At 66.9% G+C, this 17,958-nt stretch carries 15 protein-coding genes; 7 read left to right on the plus strand and 8 right to left on the minus strand.

What is annotated here, in order from left to right:
- Window positions 1–378: 378 nt before the first annotated feature.
- Window positions 379–1,764, plus strand: coding sequence for a dihydrolipoyl dehydrogenase family protein (locus ACYVNQ_RS32455; RefSeq protein WP_460908805.1), 1,386 nt, complete (start codon window positions 379–381; stop codon window positions 1,762–1,764).
- A 205-nt stretch (window positions 1,765–1,969) separates the two neighbouring features.
- Window positions 1,970–3,388, plus strand: a complete 1,419-nt coding sequence (locus ACYVNQ_RS32460; protein WP_460908807.1) for an MFS transporter — start codon at window positions 1,970–1,972, stop codon at window positions 3,386–3,388.
- 25 nt (window positions 3,389–3,413) lie between these two features.
- Here ACYVNQ_RS32460 and ACYVNQ_RS32465 read toward each other — a convergent pair whose 3' ends face one another.
- Together ACYVNQ_RS32465 and ACYVNQ_RS32470 are read right to left on the minus strand one after the other, a co-directional pair.
- Window positions 3,414–5,375 carry an ABC transporter ATP-binding protein/permease gene (locus tag ACYVNQ_RS32465; RefSeq protein ID WP_460908809.1) on the minus strand — a complete coding sequence of 654 codons (1,962 nt, stop codon included), beginning with the start codon at window positions 5,373–5,375 and terminating at the stop codon, window positions 3,414–3,416.
- 198 nt (window positions 5,376–5,573) lie between these two features.
- Window positions 5,574–6,452, minus strand: a complete 879-nt coding sequence (locus ACYVNQ_RS32470; protein ID WP_460908811.1) for an extracellular solute-binding protein — start codon at window positions 6,450–6,452, stop codon at window positions 5,574–5,576.
- 233 nt (window positions 6,453–6,685) lie between these two features.
- On the opposite strand from ACYVNQ_RS32470, the gene ACYVNQ_RS32475 reads away from it, so the two are divergent.
- Window positions 6,686–7,114: a TOBE domain-containing protein gene (locus ACYVNQ_RS32475; RefSeq protein WP_460908813.1), complete on the plus strand. Its 429-nt coding sequence runs from the start codon at window positions 6,686–6,688 to the stop codon at window positions 7,112–7,114.
- 35 nt (window positions 7,115–7,149) lie between these two features.
- Here ACYVNQ_RS32475 and ACYVNQ_RS32480 read toward each other — a convergent pair whose 3' ends face one another.
- Window positions 7,150–8,076, minus strand: coding sequence for a hypothetical protein (locus ACYVNQ_RS32480; RefSeq protein ID WP_460908815.1), 927 nt, complete (start codon window positions 8,074–8,076; stop codon window positions 7,150–7,152).
- A gap of 199 nt (window positions 8,077–8,275) precedes the next feature.
- Between ACYVNQ_RS32480 and ACYVNQ_RS32485 the strand changes: the two genes are divergently transcribed.
- A complete protein-coding gene (locus tag ACYVNQ_RS32485) occupies window positions 8,276–8,833 on the plus strand; it encodes a molybdopterin-dependent oxidoreductase (protein WP_460908817.1) in 558 nt (185 codons plus the stop codon).
- A 153-nt stretch (window positions 8,834–8,986) separates the two neighbouring features.
- Here the strand turns inward: ACYVNQ_RS32485 and ACYVNQ_RS32490 are convergent, their stop codons facing one another.
- Window positions 8,987–10,174 (minus strand): porin, encoded by a 1,188-nt coding sequence (locus ACYVNQ_RS32490; RefSeq protein WP_460908819.1) that lies wholly within the window; start codon window positions 10,172–10,174, stop codon window positions 8,987–8,989.
- A gap of 693 nt (window positions 10,175–10,867) precedes the next feature.
- Here ACYVNQ_RS32490 and ACYVNQ_RS32495 point away from each other — a divergent pair.
- Window positions 10,868–11,233 carry a winged helix-turn-helix domain-containing protein gene (locus ACYVNQ_RS32495; protein ID WP_460908821.1) on the plus strand — a complete coding sequence of 122 codons (366 nt, stop codon included), beginning with the start codon at window positions 10,868–10,870 and terminating at the stop codon, window positions 11,231–11,233.
- Between the two features lie 96 nt (window positions 11,234–11,329).
- Here the strand turns inward: ACYVNQ_RS32495 and ACYVNQ_RS32500 are convergent, their stop codons facing one another.
- The 4 genes from ACYVNQ_RS32500 to ACYVNQ_RS32515 all read right to left on the minus strand — a co-directional run bounded on the left by ACYVNQ_RS32500 (window position 11,330) and on the right by ACYVNQ_RS32515 (window position 16,557).
- Window positions 11,330–12,697, minus strand: coding sequence for a DUF2325 domain-containing protein (locus ACYVNQ_RS32500; protein ID WP_460908823.1), 1,368 nt, complete (start codon window positions 12,695–12,697; stop codon window positions 11,330–11,332).
- Between the two features lie 215 nt (window positions 12,698–12,912).
- Window positions 12,913–13,512 (minus strand): hypothetical protein, encoded by a 600-nt coding sequence (locus tag ACYVNQ_RS32505; RefSeq protein ID WP_460908825.1) that lies wholly within the window; start codon window positions 13,510–13,512, stop codon window positions 12,913–12,915.
- A 144-nt stretch (window positions 13,513–13,656) separates the two neighbouring features.
- Window positions 13,657–14,115, minus strand: a complete 459-nt coding sequence (locus ACYVNQ_RS32510) for a (2Fe-2S)-binding protein (protein WP_460908827.1) — start codon at window positions 14,113–14,115, stop codon at window positions 13,657–13,659.
- Window positions 14,116–14,214: 99 nt separating this feature from the next.
- Window positions 14,215–16,557 (minus strand): xanthine dehydrogenase family protein molybdopterin-binding subunit, encoded by a 2,343-nt coding sequence (locus ACYVNQ_RS32515; RefSeq protein ID WP_460908829.1) that lies wholly within the window; start codon window positions 16,555–16,557, stop codon window positions 14,215–14,217.
- A 488-nt stretch (window positions 16,558–17,045) separates the two neighbouring features.
- Here ACYVNQ_RS32515 and mscL point away from each other — a divergent pair, with 488 nt between their 5' ends.
- Together mscL and ACYVNQ_RS32525 are read left to right on the plus strand one after the other, a co-directional pair.
- Complete coding sequence (gene mscL, locus ACYVNQ_RS32520) at window positions 17,046–17,513, plus strand: large conductance mechanosensitive channel protein MscL (protein ID WP_460908831.1); 468 nt, start codon at window positions 17,046–17,048, stop codon at window positions 17,511–17,513.
- A 122-nt stretch (window positions 17,514–17,635) separates the two neighbouring features.
- Window positions 17,636–17,818, plus strand: a complete 183-nt coding sequence (locus tag ACYVNQ_RS32525; RefSeq protein WP_460908833.1) for a hypothetical protein — start codon at window positions 17,636–17,638, stop codon at window positions 17,816–17,818.
- Window positions 17,819–17,958: the final 140 nt, after the last annotated feature.

The raw sequence follows: 17,958 nt of genomic DNA on the forward strand, positions 1-17,958 counted from the left end.
GCGGCGCTGAAGACGCATGCGCTGCTCGGCAAGGCCGGTGGCGCAGGGGATTCAAACGCGGCGGGTACGGCCCGAGCATGCGCGGATTGCGCCGATCGACGCGATTCAGCCGGTTCAGCCGATTCAGCCGATTCAGCCATTGCGCCGATCGCCGGCTGAATCATCCAGCCATTGGCCCGCCCGGTCCGGCTGAACCCATCGAACCAACCGAACCAATCGCACCGACCGGTCCGTTTTGCCCGCATCGCACCATTTGAGCCGATCGATGCATCCGAATGCGCCGATCGGACGTCTCGTCGTCAGGTCTCGCCAAGTACTCTCCGTAACGTTGGCGGGCCTCCACGCCCGCCCCCGTCAAAAAATTCAACGGAGGTTTTCATGACGACGGTCGAGCAGTTCGAATACGTGTTCCTCGGTGGCGGCAAAGGCGGCAAGACCCTCGCGATGGAACTGGCCAAAGCCGGCAAGAAGGTCGCGGTGGTCGAGCGCGGCATGATCGGCGGTTCGTGTATCAACGTCGCCTGTATCCCGACCAAGGCGCTGATCCAGACCGCGCGGCTGTTGCATGCGGCCCGCGAAGCGGAAAAACTCGGCGCCGCGCCGCAGCCCGCCGGCCTCGATATGAAGCGCGTGTATCAGTATGTGCGCGGCGTGGTCGACGGCATGGTCGATCTCAATCTGAGCGCGTTCAACGCATCCGGTCTCGAACTGCTGATCGGCGAAGGCCGCTTTATCGGGCCACGCACGCTCGAAGTGACGTTCGCCGACGGCAGCCGGCGCGTGGTCGAAGGCGAGCATGCGTTTATCAACACTGGCACCACCGCGGCCATCCCCGATGTGCCCGGCCTCGCCCAGGCCGCGCCGCTCACGCACGTCGAAGCGCTCGAACTGGAGACGCTGCCTGAGCACGTGATCGTATTCGGCGGCGGCTATATCGGCCTTGAAATGGCCCAGGCGTTGCGCCGTCTCGGCAGCCGCGTGACGGTGCTGCAAGAAGGCCCGCGCGTCGCGATGCGCGAAGACCCGGATGTGGCCGCGGCGATCGTCGCCGCGTTCGAGCACGACGGCATCGACGTGCGCACGAGCGTACGCGCGGTCAACGTAACGGGCCGCTCGGGCAACGCCGTCGAAGTGACGCTCGCCGACGGCACGACGATCAGCGGCTCGCATATCCTGGTGGCGGCCGGGCGTACGCCGAGCACGCGCGGCATCGGCCTCGATGCCGCCGGCGTCGAACTGGATGCGCGCGGCTTTATCAAGACCGACGCGCGCCTTGCGACCACTGCGCCGAACACCTGGGCGATCGGCGAAGTAGCCGGCACACCGATGTTTACGCATGCGTCGTTTGACGACTATCGGGTACTGAAGTCGAGTCTCGCGGGCGGCAGCTACACCACCGCGCAGCGCGTGATCCCGTATGCATTGTTCGTCGAGCCGGAGCTCGCGCGCGTCGGGCTCAACGAAACCGAAGCCGCGGCGCAAGGCATCGCCGTGCGCGTCGCGCAATTGCCGATGGCGGCTGTCCCGCGCGCCCGCACCAACGGCGACACCACCGGTTTCATGAAAGCGCTGGTGGCCGCCAACTCCGACGAAATCCTCGGCTTTACGATGCTCGGCGCGCAAGCAGGCGAAGTGGTGTCGACCGTGCAGATGGCGATGCTCGGCAAGCTGCCTTACACGGCGGTGCGCGACGCGATCCTGAGCCACCCGACGATCGGCGAGGGCCTGAACCTGCTGTTCGCGAAGGTGCCGCCGCGCGCGTAACGGGCGATGCAAAGCGCCGAACCTTTGGCCCTCGGTTGAGCGAAACAGATGCGATGCGCGATGGCGAGCCGCCGCGCACCGCATCGCACAAGCTCGCGCTGAAACCGTCGCAAGCGGCAAAACCCTGCAGCGCGTGCTTAAATCCCCCGACACCTATGTAATAATCCTCACTTCGCCTCCCGCGCATCGCCGACGCTCGCCGCCCATGTCGTCTGCCCAGAAGGGTCTCATTGCTCCATTCATCGTCGCGTTCGCGATGTTCATGGAGAGCGTCGATGCGAATGTGATCGTCACCGCGCTGCCGGAAATGGCGCGCACCTTCGGCCGCGATCCGGTCACGCTGAAAATCGCGGTGACGAGCTATGTGCTCGGTCTCGGTGTGTTCATTCCCGTCTGCGGCTGGCTGGCCGACCGTTTCGGCGCGCGTACGGTGTTTCGTACCGCGATCGGTATTTTCGTCGCCGGCTCGCTGATGTGCGCGGCTTCGTCGTCGCTGGCGCTGTTCACCGCCGCACGTTTTATCCAGGGCGTCGGCGGCGCGATGATGGTGCCGGTCGGGCGCATCATCATCTTCCGCGTGGTCGAGCGCTCGGACTTCATCCGCGCGATGAACTATCTAAGCTTCACATCCCTGCTCGGCCCCGCCGCCGGGCCGCTGCTCGGCGGCTTCATCACCACCTATCTGCACTGGCGGCTGATCTTCTTCATCAATATTCCGGTCGGCCTGTACGGCATCTATCTGACCAACAAGCACATCGCAAACACGCGCGAGCCGCATCCCGGGCCGCTCGACTGGTTCGGCTTCGTGCTGTCGGCGGGTGGCGCGTCGGCGTTCCTGCTGGGTTTGTCGCTGATCGGCAGCGAGCTCGCGTCCGATTCGACCGCCGCGCTGATGACGCTGGCCGGCGCACTGATGCTGATCGTCTATGCGCTATACGCGCAGCGCGCGACGCGGCCACTGCTCGATCTGCGCTTTCTGCGCGTGCCAACCTTTGGGGCGAGCGTGATGGGCGGCTCGCTGTTTCGTATCGGCCTCGGCGCCGTGCCGTTTCTGCTGCCGCTGCTGCTGCAGGAAGGGCTCGCGATGAGCGCGTTCGAGTCGGGGCTGATTACCTGCGCATCGGCGTTCGGCGGGCTGTTCATGCGCACGCTCGCGTCGAGCATGCTGCACCGCTTCGGCTTTCGCACGGTGCTGATCTATAACGCGGCGTTTTCCGGCATTGCGATTGCCGCGTGCGGCATGTTCTTTCCCGGCACGCCGACATGGGTGATCTGGCTGGTGGTGCTGCTTGGCGGCTTTTTCCCCGCGCTGCAGTTCACCAGCCTGAACTCGATGACCTATGCGGAAATCGCGAGCCGCGACGTGGGCCGCGCAACCAGTCTGGGCAGCGTGGTGCAACAGATTTCGCTCGGCCTCGGCGTGACGGTGGCCGGTATCGTGTTGCAGATCACGCGTTCGCTGCATGGGCACGCCACCGTGCAGTGGTCGGACTTCTGGCCGGCGTTCGTGACGGTCGGGCTGCTGACCTTCGCGTCGATTCCGGTGACGCGCCGGCTGGCGCCGAATGCCGGCGATGAGATCGCGCGCGGCAAGCGGGGCGATGTCGAAGAGGCGCCGCATTAGCCGTGCGGCTGGCGCACCGGGGCGCTTACGCGCGGGTCTGCTCCGTCGCGTGCGGCCACACCGACACCTGCTGTGGATCGATGCTGAAACGCGCCGCGCCGGCGGTGACAGGTACGCTGTCGTCGCACGCGATATCGAAGCGGTGCCCGCCGATGTCGAGCACCGCGTAGCGGTCGCCGTGACGTAGTTCGATGCCCGCGAGTGTGCCTTCGTACAGGCGCGCTTCGGGCGAGAGGCTTTGCGCTACGGACGCGCCGCGCGCCGCGCCTGCACTGCGCGCACCGCCTTGCTCCGACGCATCGCCCACCAGCGCGATCGCACGCGGCGACACCCGCCACATCACTCGCTGGCCCGCAGTCAACCCTGCAGTTAGCCCCTCCGGCCACCGATGCGGCGCGCAATCGAGCACAAGACCACGCGGCGTCTCGATCCGCCCGTCGGCACGCAGCACGCCATCGCCGACGTTATGCAGACCCAGCAGCTCTGCCACCCGCAACGTCGCCGGCCGCTCGAACACCGCGCCGATCGCGCCGGCCTGCAACACGCGCCCCTGTTCGACGATCAGCACTTCGTCGGCGAGCAGCGCGGCCTCGTCCGGATCGTGCGTGACCAGCACGGTGACCGCATCGATTTCGCGCTGCAGTGCGCGCAGCGACTGCTGCAGGCGGCGCCGGCGCGGCGTATCGAGCGCCGCGAACGGTTCGTCGAACAGCAGCAGCTGGCTGTGCCGCGTCAGCGCGCGCGCCAGCGCGACACGCTGGCGCTGGCCAAACGACAGCTCGCGCGGCAGGCGCCGGGTCAGCGTGGCAAGGCCGAGATGCTCGAGCCAGTAACGCGCGCTCGACGCATCGGCATCGACCGGAAACGCCAGTTGCTGCGCGACCGTCATGTGCGGGAAAAGCCCGTAATCTTGCGGCATGTAGCCGATCTGCCGCTGCTCGGGCGCGCGCGCCGCGAGGTCGAGCTCGCCGAGCCGCACTGTGCAGTGGTCGTTGCGCTCGAGCCCGGCGATCAATTTCAGCGCCAGCGATTTGCCCGATCCGGACGGCCCGATCAGCGCCAGCCGCCGCGTCGCGGGCGTCCATGCGATATCGAGATCGAACCCGCCGAGATTGCGGCGCAACGCAAACGACAGCCGCACATCCTGCTGCGCATTCGGCGGCTCCGGCGTGCTAACCGTAGCCGGCGCGGTGAGTTCGTCGCCGTTGTCCAGCAGTTCGACGTCTGCGTCGGCACGCGGCGCACGGCGATATACCGACAGCACGGCGCAAAGCACCGCGATCGCGAGTGTCGGCAGCAGCAGCGGCATCATCGCGGGCAAGCCCTGGCCGCCGAACACCACATACGTGTAGACCGGCAGCGAATACGGGTGATACGCGACCATCACGGTCGCGCCGAACTCGCCGAACGCACGCAGCCACGCGAGCGCGAGGCCCGCGCGGATCGCCGGCCATGCGATCGGCAGCGTAACGCGAAAGAAGCGGCTGCCGGCGTGATGGCCGAGCGTTGCGGCGACGTCGTCGTAGACCGGATCGACCGCGGCAAACGCCGAGCGCGCCGCGATCACTAGGAACGGCGCGGCCACGAAGGTCTCGGCGAACACCACACCGGCGAACGAATCGGTCAGCATGCCGCCCGCGAGGCGGCCAAACAAGCTATACGGTCCGAGCAGGAACAGCAGCAGCACGCCGCTGGTAAGCGGCGGCAGTGCCAGCGGCAGCTGCACGACGAAGCCGAGCAGCGCCACCGCGCGCGACGACGAGCGCGCCAGCCAATAGCCGAGCGGCACACCGCCGATCAGGATGATCAACGCGGCGACACTCGCGCTCCCCACCGACACGCCGACCGCCGACCACATGGTGGGCCAGTCGACGCCGGCCCAGTCCGCGTGGCCGATCTGCGGGATGCTGGCGATGAACGGCGCGCACAGGTAGACCGCGAGCAGCGTGCCGAGCCATAGCAAGGGCCTGGCTACGGTGCGGGTCATCGCGTTTGAGCGCGGCGGGCCGGCGCCGCGCCGCGTGTGGAGTTCGCTTCGGATAGCGTCGGCGGGGTGCGCCGCGCGCATGCCGGCGGCCGCGCGCGGCCGCATTGCACGTCGATACGAGGCACGTCGATGCGAGGCACGTCGATACGAGATGCGCCGATGTGCGGCAAGTCGCCCCGCCGCCGCGCCGCGCCGCGCTTATTGCGCGCCATCGATCACCGCTTGCACCGACGAAGGAATCGCCTGTGCGTTACCCGTGACGGTCGGCTTCACGATGTCCACGCCGTGTTCTTTCAGCAACTCGCGGCCCTTCGCGCTCAGCAGGAAATCGACGAAGCGCGTCGCGCCCTTCGCATCGGGTGCGTCGCTCAGGATCGTCAGCGTGTAGCTTGCCTTCGCCTGCAGTTCAGGCGCCGGGTGGATCGCCGGAATCTTCAGATCGGAGGTTTCGGTCGAGTAGAAGAAGCCGGCATCGAGCTGCCCCGACTGCAGACGGCCCACCAGCGTTTCTTCCGGCAGCACCTGTTCGGGGTTCTCCGGCGTGCCGAGCGTCTTTTGCACGAGGTCCGGCTGTTTGTACAGCTCGGCGGCCTTCGTCATCATCTCGACCGTGAAGGCGCCCTTCGGATCGAGCTTCGGATCGGTGCGTCCAATGCGGATGCCCGGCTCCTGCAGCACCTGGTCCCAACGCTTCGTCTTGAACTGCGCGGCAAAACGGCTTTGCGGGTTGTAGCCGATCATCAGCGGCGATTCGGCGAAGGTCACGTACCAGTTCACGTGGTCGCCATTGGCCGCGCCCATCAGGCTCGTGTTGACCTTCGGGCTCGCGCTGATGAACACGTCGCCGCGACGCAGCTTGCCTTTGATCTCATTGGCGATCTTGTTCGAACCGGCGGCATAGCCGTCGAAGTGCAGGCCCGTTTCCTTTTCGAACGCGGGCTTCACGCTGCGCTCCATCAGGTTCACCAGCGAGCCGGCGTACAGCACGTTGACGGTATTGTCCTGCGCCGACGCCTGCTGTTGCACGCCGAACATCCCTGCCATAACCGCCGCCGAAATCAAAAGCTTACGAATCATTTCATTCCCCGCACCGTTATTAAGGCGCATATATTACGATGACTATGCGCAACACTGCATCGACTTCGATACCCGCTTGAGTGCAATTTAATGCGTTCCGAGCGGCGCTTTCCTTTGCCATGCCACGACTTGCCGCTAGACTCGCGCAAGCCCTTTCAACCTGTTGAGATGCGTCTCGCACGGCATGCATCGCATGACTCGCCCGCACTCAACCCCACTCAAGGAGTTCCCCCATGCGCACCAGCGCCCGCAACCAGTTCGCCGGCACCGTCACCGATGTGAAGACCGGCGCAGTCAATGACGAAATCACGCTGCGCACCCAGCACGGCCTGGAGATCGTCGCGATCATCACGCACGGCAGCGCCGCTTCGCTCGGCCTCGCGTCCGGCAAGCCGGCTTTCGCGCTGATCAAGGCATCGTCGGTGCTGGTGATGGTCGATACGGACGCGAGCAAGGTGTCGGCACGCAATTGCGTGGCCGGCACGGTCGCCGCGCTGAACAAGGGCGCGGTGAACGCCGAAGTGGTGATCGCCGCACAAGGCGGCGCGCAGATCGTGGCGATCGTCACCAACGACAGCGTCGATCGCCTCGGGCTCGCGCAAGGCAAGGCTGCCAGCGCGATCTTCAAGGCTTCGAGCGTGATCGTCGGCGTCGACCAGTAAGCGGTACGCCGCGCGTTGAAGTATCGCGCGGCATTTCATCGCAGCGGCAGCGAGCGCACGTAGCTGGTGCCGCCGGCCGCCGCGCGATCCACTACATACAGCGTGTGGCGCGACTCGTCGAGCGCGACGCCGCGCGCGTCATGAAAATCGTTGGCCAGCTGCGTGAGCTTGCCGTCCGGGCCGATCCGGCAAAAGCCGGTCTTGCCGCATTTCGTGTAAAGCGCGCCGCTGCTGTCGGCGGCCAGCAGATCCGGGCTATCGACTTGCGCGAACACCGTGGCCGAGGCTGCGGGCGCCGGTTGCGCAGCCGCCAGTAGCGTATCGAGGCGCGCCGTGACGATGCGGTTATTGGCCGCGTCGGCCACGTACACATTGCCGTGTGCAATCGCCACGCCGACCGGCTTGCCGAAGCCCGTCAACAGATCGCGTTCTACCGCACCGCCCGTGGTGGTGTCGTACATCAGCACGCTCAAGCCCGCACTGTGCGGCGCGTTGGCCGGCTGGTCGTCGCGCTTGACGAACCACGTCGACAGCACCTTGCCCGGCGCGATCACCGCGAGACCGAGACGGCGCCGCACCGGGTCCGGACCGGCGAAGCTCGTGATCTGCTGCGGCCCCGCCACGCCGAGCAGCGCGCCCGCGGTGCCGAAGCCGAAGCGCGCCACCAGCAGCAGACGCGGCTCCGCAAAATCAAGCTGGCTGAGGCTGCGGTTCGCGTCGCCTGCCGGCAGCGCCGCATAGCGCGTGAAGCTGTGCTGGTCGGTCGCGACCAGCACGCTGTTGGTGGTGTCGTCGGTAATGAATAGCGCGCCGTCGCCGCTACGCACCGCGATGCCATTCGGCCGCGCCTCTACCGCGATGCGTTGCGGCGCTGCGCCTGCGGCGCTTTCAGCCCCCTTACCGCCGCCCAGCGCACAAGCCGCGAGCCACAGCACCATGCCGGCTGCCAGTGCGCCGCGCATGCGTCTCGATCCCGCCCAACCCGCCATGCCTGCTCCTGTTTGAAATCCGTGTCGCTTTGCGGCCGCCTCACGGCATACGTTCGGCGATATGGCCGAGATCGTCCGGATCGCCCAAGCTGTCCGGCCGCACGCAGCGTAATATACCTACCGACATATCGGCGGGCAAGCGAAGCCCGGCGATCGGCAATGGGAGAGCACGATGGGGAATTCAGACACGGCGGCCACGTCACCGCTGACCGGCGAGGTGGCCCGCGACGTGGCCGGTGAAAGGGCCGGCGAAGCGGCCGATGAGCCGAAAGATCAATCGAAAGACGGCGTCATTTCGCTGACAGGCGATTTTCTGCGGCCGCTCACCGTGACACTCGACGAACTGCGGCAGCGCGCAAGCGTGGCGGCCGATCCGTTCGATCTGCGCTGCTTCACGACGAACCGCTTTATCCGCAAGGTGGACAGCTATCGCGGCGTGCTGCTGAAGGATCTGATCGAGTTCGCCGGGCTGCGCAATGCGAAGCCCGGCGATTTCAAGCGCACCATTTTTATCGCGGTCGCGCGCGACGGCTACGCGGTGACCTTCTCATGGCACGAACTGTTCAACACGCCGGTCGGCGAGCGCGTGCTGATCGCGTTCGAGCGCGGCGACGCGCCGATCCCGATCGACGACGGCGCACCGCTGCTGTTCTCCGCCGCCGATATTCTGCCCGCACCGCGGCACGTGAAGCGGCTGGCGGGCATCGTGGCGCGTGTGGTCGCACCGTAGGACGGTTTGAGCTCACGCGGTGCTTCGTCGCGGGGCCGGCGGCGACGGTCGCGCGGGTGGGCGTACGGGTGGGCGTACGGATAGGCGCGGCGATAAACGCACCAGCCGACGCACGGGTGAGCGCAGGAGTAAACGCACCAGCGGGCGCGCAGACTAAAAACGGTGCCGCACGCCGACGCGCGCCGCCACCTGATTGTCCGCACCGGTGCCGGAGGTGCCCAGCAGGCTCGGGCTGGTACCGATCTGCGCCTGCACCGGCACGCTGCGCCCGGCGATCGTATTGCTGCCCGCCGCGGTCTGCCAGACGCCGAGCAGATACACGTCGGTGCGCTTGGACAACGAATAGTCGAGCGCGCCGGTCAGCTGATGCCACTTGCCGGTGAAGCGGTCGTCGAGCTTCGAGAACGTATAGCCGAGCCCCGCGGCAAGCGCCGGCGTGAAGCCGTAGCGTGCGCCGATTTCGTAGTTGTTCAGCCGCGACGCGCCGCCGGTGAGCGGTTCGAAGCTCGTGTGAGTCCAGTTGCCCCATACCAGCCCGGCGCCGAGCGCGATCCGCGCGCCGACCCCATAGGTTTCCAGATCGCGCAGCCCGCCGGTGTTCACGTTTGCGATGCTGACCGAAACCGGCGGCGTCGCGCCGTTCGGATAGCGGAAGTTGGTGTACGCCGCGCCGATCCCGAACGGCCCTTGCAGATAGTTGACACCGAAGCTATACGCGCTCGACGAACCTTGCCGCGTGGTTCCAGCAGCGGTAACGGTCGGCGTGCCGGCAAACGCGCCGGCCTGGTTCGAAAAGCCGTACATCGCACCGAACGTGAAGCCTGCGAAACGGGTGCTGCTGAACTTCACCGAATTGTTGATGCGGCTTGCAATCAACTGGTCGACGTCGTTGATGTGCCAGCCATAGTTGCCGGCTGGCGTCTGGCTGCCGATCGTGTAATTGGTGCCGAGATATTCGGTCGAGAACGAATACTGGCGGCCGAAGCTCAGCGCGCCGATGCCGTCCTTCGACAGGCCGACGTACGCTTGCCGCCCGAACAGCGCGCCGCCCTGCCCGAGTGCGCCGTCGGCGGTGGAGAAGCCGTTTTCGAGCACGAACAGCGCCTTCAGGCCGCCGCCCAGGTCTTCGCTGCCGCGCACGCCCCAGCGGCTGCCCGACGCGACGCCGTCGCCGTATTTGACGAGTTGCGAAGAGCCGTTCGGCGCGGCCGAATGCGAAACGTAGCTGATGCCGGCGTCGAGAATGCCGTACAACGTGACACTGCTTTGCGCGTGGGCGACGGTGGTGGCGGTGGCGCTCAGGCTGCCGAGCACAGCGGCGGCAACGAGGGTCTTTTTCATTAGCGATCCTTTTTTATTGAAGCCGCGCGCATGTTGCAAAGACATCGCGCGGCGGAGGTTGCAAAGCGGATGCCGTGCTTATCGCGGCGCGCATGCGGCCGCCGGCGCGCAGCGATGCGTGCCGGGGCGATATGGCGGTCGGAATAGGACGCGGCGATACGGAGCGCGCCGGCGTTTCCAGAACGAACTGCAGAACGAACTGCAAGACGGACGTCAGAAGGAACGTCAAGACAAGGCGTCAGGACAAAACGTCAGGACGCAACGAGGCCGCGGCGCGCATGAGCTGGTTGCATGATTGACGCAACCGCCAGACGCGACTGGCTGACTTGACTGCCCGATGCAACTGCCCAATGCAGCTACTCGATGCAACTGCCCGATGCAGCTTCCCGACGATCCGGTTCGGAGAAAACGATGGCGGCTCGGCAGCCGGCTCGATGGCCGGCTCTTATCGCCCGCAACGGGCGGCCCGCGGGTCCGCCAGGGTATGGGGAGTGTGCGCGATGCGTTATGTGCCAGGCAATGTAGCGCGGCCTTACGTCTCAATAAAGGGTTTGCAAGCGCGCTGTATCTTTTTGCAGACAGCCCGCGCATGCGGTGGCACGCATGCGTCGCCGTATGCACACGACGCGATGCATCGAACGACGCGAGGCGCGTCGTGTATGCTTGCGCAGATCACGAATCCAGCCCATAACGATGAAGACTTCCACCAGCGTCCGGCCTGAGGTCAAGTTCCGGATGCGCATCCAGCAAGCCGACACGATCGCGCTTGGTCCAGGCAAGGTCGCACTGCTCGAAGCCGTGCGCGAACACGGTTCGATTTCGGCGGCGGCGCGCAGCATCGGCATGTCGTACCGCCGCGCATGGCTGCTGATGGACGAGCTGAACCGCTCGCTGAAGTCGCCCGCCACGCTTGCCGAACACGGCGGGCAAAGCGGCGGAGGCAGTGTGTTGACGCCGGTTGGCGAAGAGATCATTCGCCTTTATCGCAACATCGAGGCGCAGGCTTACGAAGCTTGCGCGGCCGATATTTCGTCGCTGACGAAGCTGATCAAGCGCTAGCCGGTCGGGTCAGGCGCTCGCCGGTCGCACCCGGCGCAGGTTGCCGCGCCCGGCCTCGCGTTCAGCCCGGGGGCAGCCCGCGGTTCAGCCCAGGGTTCAGCCGTGACGCAGGCAAAAACGCGAGGCCGGCACAGCACCTGACGCACCGGCGCCCGACGCATCGGCGCCCGACGCATCAGCAGCTAGCCGCGCGATCAGCTCGACAAAGCTCGCCACGCTCGCCGTGCGCAGCGGGTAGTACGCGACCTGGCTGCGCTCGCACACGCGTTTGAGCATGTTCATCGAATCGTGGTCGATGCAGTCGACCGGGAACACCACCATGTCCGCGTTCGGCAGCGCCGCGGCAAGCAGCCCCTTGCGGTCTTCGATACCACCGTCGTGCACGGTCATCTGGCCGCCGGCGGATTCGACGAGGCGTTTGAGCGCGTTGTTCGAGCCCGGCCGCCCGCCGACGTACACCACCCGCTTGCCCTGCAACGCATCGAGCGCGTCGTCGCGCGACGCCGATGCATCGTTCGGTGCATGCAGCGCGCGCTCCAGTGCGTTCGCTTCGTCCTGCAGCACCGTCAGCAGATCGAGCGCCCGTTCGAGGCTTTCACGCAGCGTGCGCGCGCGCTCTTCTTCTGCTGCCGCGCGTTGTTCGGCCGCGGCCCGCCGGCTCGTGTGCAGCGCGACACGTGCATCGCGCGCCGCGAGCGCATCGCGCAGGCTGTCGATCTGCGTCTGCAGTTCACCGTGGTTCGCTTCGGTGGGGCGTGCGCTCAACCGCGCGATCTGCGCGTTCAGTTCGCGTATCGCCGTGTCGCGTTCGATGCTCATTTCGCGCAGCCGCTGCTGTTGCCGCTCGAGCTTGGCGTGCAGCGTGGCGTTTTCCTCTTCCAGCGCGACGAGGCGCCGGATGTCCGCGCGATTGGCCGCGCCGACCAGATGCGACAGCATGTGCAATTCGCCGAACGCCGCCTGGCGCACCTGCAGCGTGGCCTGCGGATGCGTCATCAGCGCCCAGTACGCAGGCGGAATATCGCCGCTCTTCAACGACTCGTTCCACATTGCGAGCAGCGCTTCGTCGTCTTTGGCTGCGTCGAAGCGGCGCAGCGCACCGGAATAACGCTCGTCGAGCGCCTTTTGCAGCGCCTTGCCGCCCGCACCGCCTTCGATGGCCAGTTCGACCGCCGCATGGTGAATCTCGAGATCGGTGGCTTTCTGCCGGTCCAGCTGCGTGAACTTCGGCACCAGCTTGCGCAGTTCGTGTGTGGTCAGGCAGGTACCGATGATCGAACAGTGCAGGTGCGAGTCGAGCTCGCCTAGACGCGTGCGGCGCTTCGTGCTCTGCGGCTTGTCGGCGCGCGGCTGCGCCGGCGTGCAGCAGGCGTCGGGGCCAGCCGCGCGTAGGCGCTCGCCAAGGTAGGCATCGGTTCGTTCCACGCCGGAAAGCGCAGCAAGGCGGAACGGAGGTGCTTGCATGAGGGCCTCTTGTCCGGTTCAAGTCGCGCCCGGGGCGCGCTGTACCGCCTGACGCGAGGCGGTACGGTTACTCACAGCGAAATATATCATCGAATATAACGAATCGCACTTCACGACCGGCATGATTGCGGCGGTAACGTGGTACCGCACGTCCCATCGCGCTGGGCGGCTCCCGGCTCTCGGCTCTGGCGCTCCAGCGTCGAGCCGCGCTGTCGCTAACCCGCCTGAGCGCGTGCCGGCGCAGCGAGCCGCGCATCGGCAAGCTTGCGCCGGCTGCGTCGCGGCGCAACCCGCGGCCTTTGCTCGGCCACCGCATCGGCCCGCGGCGCATAAATCGCCGTGGCCAGATGCCGTTCGAGCACGTGCTCGACGCACAACCCGACCAGCAGCGCATCGACGCGCTCGAGCTCAGCCGCGGCGGCCTGCAGCGCGACCGGATCATTGCTGAAAGATTCGGAAAACACCGCATCGCGGGTTTTTTCCAGCGAGCGCGCATCGCGGATCGCGCGTTTCAATTCGCGCATCCGGTCGAACTGCGCGGCCTGCGCCTCGCTGGCGAGAAGCGACAGCAGCCCGCGCAGCGACGCGGCCGCCGCCATTTCATGCGCGCGCGGGGCACTCGCGTCGCTGGTGAACAGCTGCACAAAGCGCAGCACGCTGTTGCGCAGCCGTACGAACCCGTCGATCACGTCGCGCAGCAGCGCCGCGCGGTCGTATCCAGACGACGGCTTCATCGTGCTGATATGCGCAGCCAGCGCGCTGGCCGGCGCGTCGGGCTTGCCCATGTATCCGATTGCAATGCGATGGCTGCTCACGGCACCATCCTCCCGGGGAAACCATTGGTCGATTCGTTATATTCTACCGAATATATCGGTACGTGGCGCAAGCGCGATTACAGATGGGTTGCAGAGAGTAGGCCCGCGGTGTGTGAAAGGCCCGCCGGCGCACCGCGCGTGGCCCTATCGAGGCTTCTGCCCGCTGGCCTCGTAGATTGCCTGGCGGATCCGCGGATAAGTGCCGCAGCGGCACACCACCGGCGTCATCGCGGCATCGATGTCGGCCGGGCCGGGCTTGTGGTTGCGCTTGAGCAGCGCACTGGCGGCCATCAGCTGCGCGCTCTGGCAATAGCCGCATTGCACCACGTCCAGACGCGTCCACGCGGCCTTCAGCGCGCGCGCCTCTGCACCGTCGAGCCCTTCGATGGTAATGATCTTGCGGCCCGGCAGTTCGCTCACCGGCCGCATGCACGACGCTTGCGCCTGGCCGTCGATATGCACGGTGCACGCGCCGCACACGCCGACGCCGCAGCCGAACTTGGTGCCCGTCAGCTTCAGCTCGCAGCGCAGCACCCACAAGAGCGGCGTGGCCGGATCGGAGCGCACCTCAGCCGGTACGCCGTTGATGTCGAGCGACAGCATCGTCTCCTCCCCTGCCCGCGCCGGCGGGCGGCATCAGCGTAGAAGCAGCGGCATCGACACAGCGGCACACGCGCTGCGCCCGACACCGCATCACAAAAGTCACGCAACCCGCAGCGGCAGCACGCGCAGCCGCTGCCCCGTCAGCTTGAACAGCGCATTGGCCAGCGCCGGCGCAACCGGCGGCGTCGCCGCTTCGCCGACCCCTTGCGGATGCGCGCCGCTTTGCATGATGTCGGTGCGGATCTCGGGGCACTGGTTCATGCGCACCACCGGATAGTCGGTGTAGTACTTCTGCTGCACCGCGCCGTTATCGAGCGTAATTGCGCCGAACAGCGCCGCGGACAGCCCAAACACGATCGCCCCCTCGAGCTGCTGCGCGATCAGATTCGGATTCACCGGCAAGCCGCAATCGATCACGCAGAACACGCGGTTCACGTGAATGGTGCGGTCGCCGTCCACCGACACCTCGGCGACCTGCGCCACGATGCTGCCGAATGCTTCGTGCAACGCGACGCCGCGCGCCTGCGCGAGACCGCGCGCGTCGGTCGTAAGCGGCGTGCCCCAGCGCGCCAGTTCCGCCACGCGATGCAGCACCGCGAGATGGCGCGGATGATGCGCGAGCATCGCGGCGCGAAACGCGACCGGGTCCTTGCCCGCGGCCGCCGCCAGCTCATCGACAAAACTCTCGACGAAGAACGCCTGATGCGAATGCCCGACCGAGCGCCAGAAGCCGACCGGCACCGGCAATTCAACCGCCTTGTGGCCGACCCGCACGTTCGGCCATTCATACGGCTGATCGAATGCGCCCTCCGCATTGGTCTTGTCGAAGCCGCGCCCCAGATGCGCGCCGAACGCCGGCACGCCATAGTTGCGCGCGAGCCAGCTGGCGACGATCGACTGGCTTGCCGACGTGTTGTGCCACGCCACCACCGCGCCCGCTGCGTCGAGCCCCGCGGTGAAGCGGGCCACGCAGGCGGGCCGGTAGAAGTCGTGCGTCATGTCTTGCGGGCGCGTCCACAGCGTCTGCACCGGCGTGCCCGGCACGCGGCTCGCGATCGCCACGGCCTGCGCGATGTAATCCATCTCGAGCCGCCGGCCGAACGCGCCGCCGATCAGCAGTTGCCGCAGGTCGACCTGGCCATCCGCGATGCCGAGCACCTGCGCGGCGCACCGGCGCGCGACATCGGGCACCTGGGTGGCGGCCCACACGATGGCCGTATCGCGGTTCACCTGCGCGGTGCAGTTGACCGGCTCGAGCGCCGCATGCGCGAGATACGGCACGCGATACTCGGCGTGCACGGTGCGTGCCGCGCCGGCCAGCGCGTGGTCGACGTCGCCTTGCACATACCATGCGTGCCCGTCGCTGTCGTCGAGTGCTCGCGACAGGCGCTGCTCGACGTCGGCGCTCGATACTTTGCTGGCATCGTCGATGTGCCATTCGACTGTCAGCACGTCGAGCGCGATCATCGCGAGAAACGCGTTGTCGGCGATCACCGCGACGCCGCCGGTGCCGCCATGAAACGGCGGCAGCGCGAACACTCGCGCGACGCCCGGTAGCGCGGCCGCCACCGAGCCGTCGAAGCGCGCCACTGAACCGCCAAGCGTCGGACACATCAGCACGCTCGCATACAGCATGTCCTCGGGCCGATCCGGGCCATTGCGCACTTCAGGGCCGCCGCGCACATCACGCCCATCCGGCAACGCATCGATACCGAAGCGCGCGCTGCCATCGAGCTTCGCCTGCGCCTCGATGCGCGGCAGCGGCTTGCCGATCAGCGTGAAACGCGCGGGATCCTTTAACTCGATGTGGCGCGGCAACGACTGTTGCGCAGCCAGCGCTGCCAGTTCGCCATAGCTCGCGCTACGCCCCGATGGATGCAGCACGCGGCCGAGTGCGGTGCGACACTCGCCGGCCGGCACGCGCCACTGCGCCGCGGCGGCGCTCACCAGCAGCGCGCGCGCCGCCGCGCCGGCTTCGCGCATCGGCTGCCATGCATCGTTGAGCGAGCTCGAACCGCCGGTCATCATCGCGCCGAACTCGCGCACCGCCTTGCGCGTGAACCACGTGGCAAGGCCGTGCATCGTGCTGTCGTCGTCGGGACGCAGCGGCAGGCTGCTGAGCACGCTTTCCACGTTGCTGTAAATCTTGTCGAGCGGCGCGTAGTCGACGGCGACCTTCGACCAGTCGGCATCGAGCTCTTCGGCGAGCACCATCGCGAGCCCGGTGTGCACGCCCTGGCCCATCTCGGCGCGGCACACCATCACGGTGACGCGGTTGTCGGCGGCGATCTTGACCCAGCCGTTCAATGCCACTTGCGCGGGCTGCACGGGCAACGGCGCAGACGTCTCGAGCCGTTGGCGCGGCGGCAACGCCGACCAGCCGACCACCAGCGCACCGGCTGTCGCAGCGCCACCGAGCAGGAAGGTTCTACGCTTGATCATCGGGCACGCCTCGAGGCGGATTGACCTGCGTGAGCACGTTCCGGCGCTACAGAGGCTGGGCGCGCCGGTTCGCACAACAATAAAACGCATCAGCTGCGGACCGAATGAAACGTGGTTCGATCCTGGTGGTTCGTGCTGCGCTGCCGTGCGGCGGCACACGCGCGTGGGCTTGTTTGCTTGCCCATGAGCCCTTGCTTGCGCACGACTGCGTACGTGACTGCATATTAGGCGCCGCTTACGCACAACGAGCGAGCGACGACGTGCAACGCGCTCGCGCCGCAACGTACGCGGCGGTCTGCGGGTGCGCCGGGCGGACCCTATCCACACCCCCACGCCATGCACCAGGCGCCCCGCGCGGGTCCGCGCCTTGCGCACCGCGGGGCGTTGGCGTGCTCGCCCGTGCAACGGCATCGCACGCGCGCAGCGGCGCCAGCGCAGGAATGCAATTCGCTAACCGTTTCATCGTCGACTACCACGGAGGGTTCAACATGGCTGGCGTTTTTCAAGACTTCAAGCAGTTCGCAATCAAGGGCAACGTGATGGATCTGGCGGTGGGTGTGATCATCGGCGGCGCGTTCTCGACGATCGTCAATTCGATCGTCAAGGATCTGATCATGCCGATCGTCGGCATCGTGTCGGGCGATATCGACTTTTCGAACAAATTTTTCAGGCTCGGGCACATACCGGCCACCTTCAAAGGCAATCCGGATTCGTACAAAGACCTGCAGACGGCAGGCGTCGCGGTGTTCGGCTACGGCTCGTTCATCACCGTGGTGCTCAACTTCGTGATTCTTGCGTTCATCGTGTTTCTGATCGTCAAGTTCATCAACCGGCTGCGCGAGCTGGAAGCAAAGCCGGCCGACGCGGCACCGGCCGCCCCGCCGCCGCCGCCGGAAGACGTGCTGCTGCTGCGTGAGATTCGCGACGAACTGAAGGGCCAGAAACAGGGCGCGTAACGCAGCTGGCGTGGCAGCGGGTACGGCATGTGCTGTGGACCATGAAGAGGCGCACGACGCGCGCCATCCGGCGCGCGATGCGCGACCCGCCTGCCACGCAGGCACCCGCGAAGGGAGTCCTTATGCTGCCGCACTACGCATCCGATCCAGCGTCCGATCCGCCGATCCCGGACCAACCTGCCGTGCCGCCCGGTACACCGTCGCCGACCGAGCCGAGTCCCGGCCGTCCCGCCGACCTGCCAGACATCGGCGCACCGGAGCCGGAACCGGACCAACCGCCGCCCGCCACCGGCGTGCGCGCATAACGACATCCCGCAGGCCGCCCGCGCCGCCCGGGCGTTCCGTGCCTTTGCGCGCGGCGGCCGCGTCCTTCCCGGCGACCTCCGCAAAACCCTCCCGCCGAACCGCGCGCCACCCGTCGCGCGATGCGCGCAACCGCCTAAAC

This window comes from Paraburkholderia jirisanensis, from assembly GCF_054782355.1.

Excerpts from the sequence above, each read along its gene's own strand:
- ACYVNQ_RS32465 (WP_460908809.1), bottom strand. The coding sequence starts at position 5,375 with ATGACCCGCACCGTAGCCAGGCCCTTGCTATGGCTCGGCACGCTGCTC.
- ACYVNQ_RS32495 (WP_460908821.1), top strand. The coding sequence starts at position 10,868 with ATGAAGACTTCCACCAGCGTCCGGCCTGAGGTCAAGTTCCGGATGCGC.
- ACYVNQ_RS32460 (WP_460908807.1), top strand. The coding sequence starts at position 1,970 with ATGTCGTCTGCCCAGAAGGGTCTCATTGCTCCATTCATCGTCGCGTTC.
- ACYVNQ_RS32490 (WP_460908819.1), bottom strand. The coding sequence starts at position 10,174 with ATGAAAAAGACCCTCGTTGCCGCCGCTGTGCTCGGCAGCCTGAGCGCC.
- ACYVNQ_RS32515 (WP_460908829.1), bottom strand. The coding sequence starts at position 16,557 with ATGATCAAGCGTAGAACCTTCCTGCTCGGTGGCGCTGCGACAGCCGGT.
- ACYVNQ_RS32480 (WP_460908815.1), bottom strand. The coding sequence starts at position 8,076 with ATGCGCGGCGCACTGGCAGCCGGCATGGTGCTGTGGCTCGCGGCTTGT.
- ACYVNQ_RS32525 (WP_460908833.1), top strand. The coding sequence starts at position 17,636 with ATGCTGCCGCACTACGCATCCGATCCAGCGTCCGATCCGCCGATCCCG.
- ACYVNQ_RS32455 (WP_460908805.1), top strand. The coding sequence starts at position 379 with ATGACGACGGTCGAGCAGTTCGAATACGTGTTCCTCGGTGGCGGCAAA.
- ACYVNQ_RS32485 (WP_460908817.1), top strand. The coding sequence starts at position 8,276 with ATGGGGAATTCAGACACGGCGGCCACGTCACCGCTGACCGGCGAGGTG.
- ACYVNQ_RS32475 (WP_460908813.1), top strand. The coding sequence starts at position 6,686 with ATGCGCACCAGCGCCCGCAACCAGTTCGCCGGCACCGTCACCGATGTG.
- ACYVNQ_RS32500 (WP_460908823.1), bottom strand. The coding sequence starts at position 12,697 with ATGCAAGCACCTCCGTTCCGCCTTGCTGCGCTTTCCGGCGTGGAACGA.
- ACYVNQ_RS32470 (WP_460908811.1), bottom strand. The coding sequence starts at position 6,452 with ATGATTCGTAAGCTTTTGATTTCGGCGGCGGTTATGGCAGGGATGTTC.
- ACYVNQ_RS32510 (WP_460908827.1), bottom strand. The coding sequence starts at position 14,115 with ATGCTGTCGCTCGACATCAACGGCGTACCGGCTGAGGTGCGCTCCGAT.
- mscL (WP_460908831.1), top strand. The coding sequence starts at position 17,046 with ATGGCTGGCGTTTTTCAAGACTTCAAGCAGTTCGCAATCAAGGGCAAC.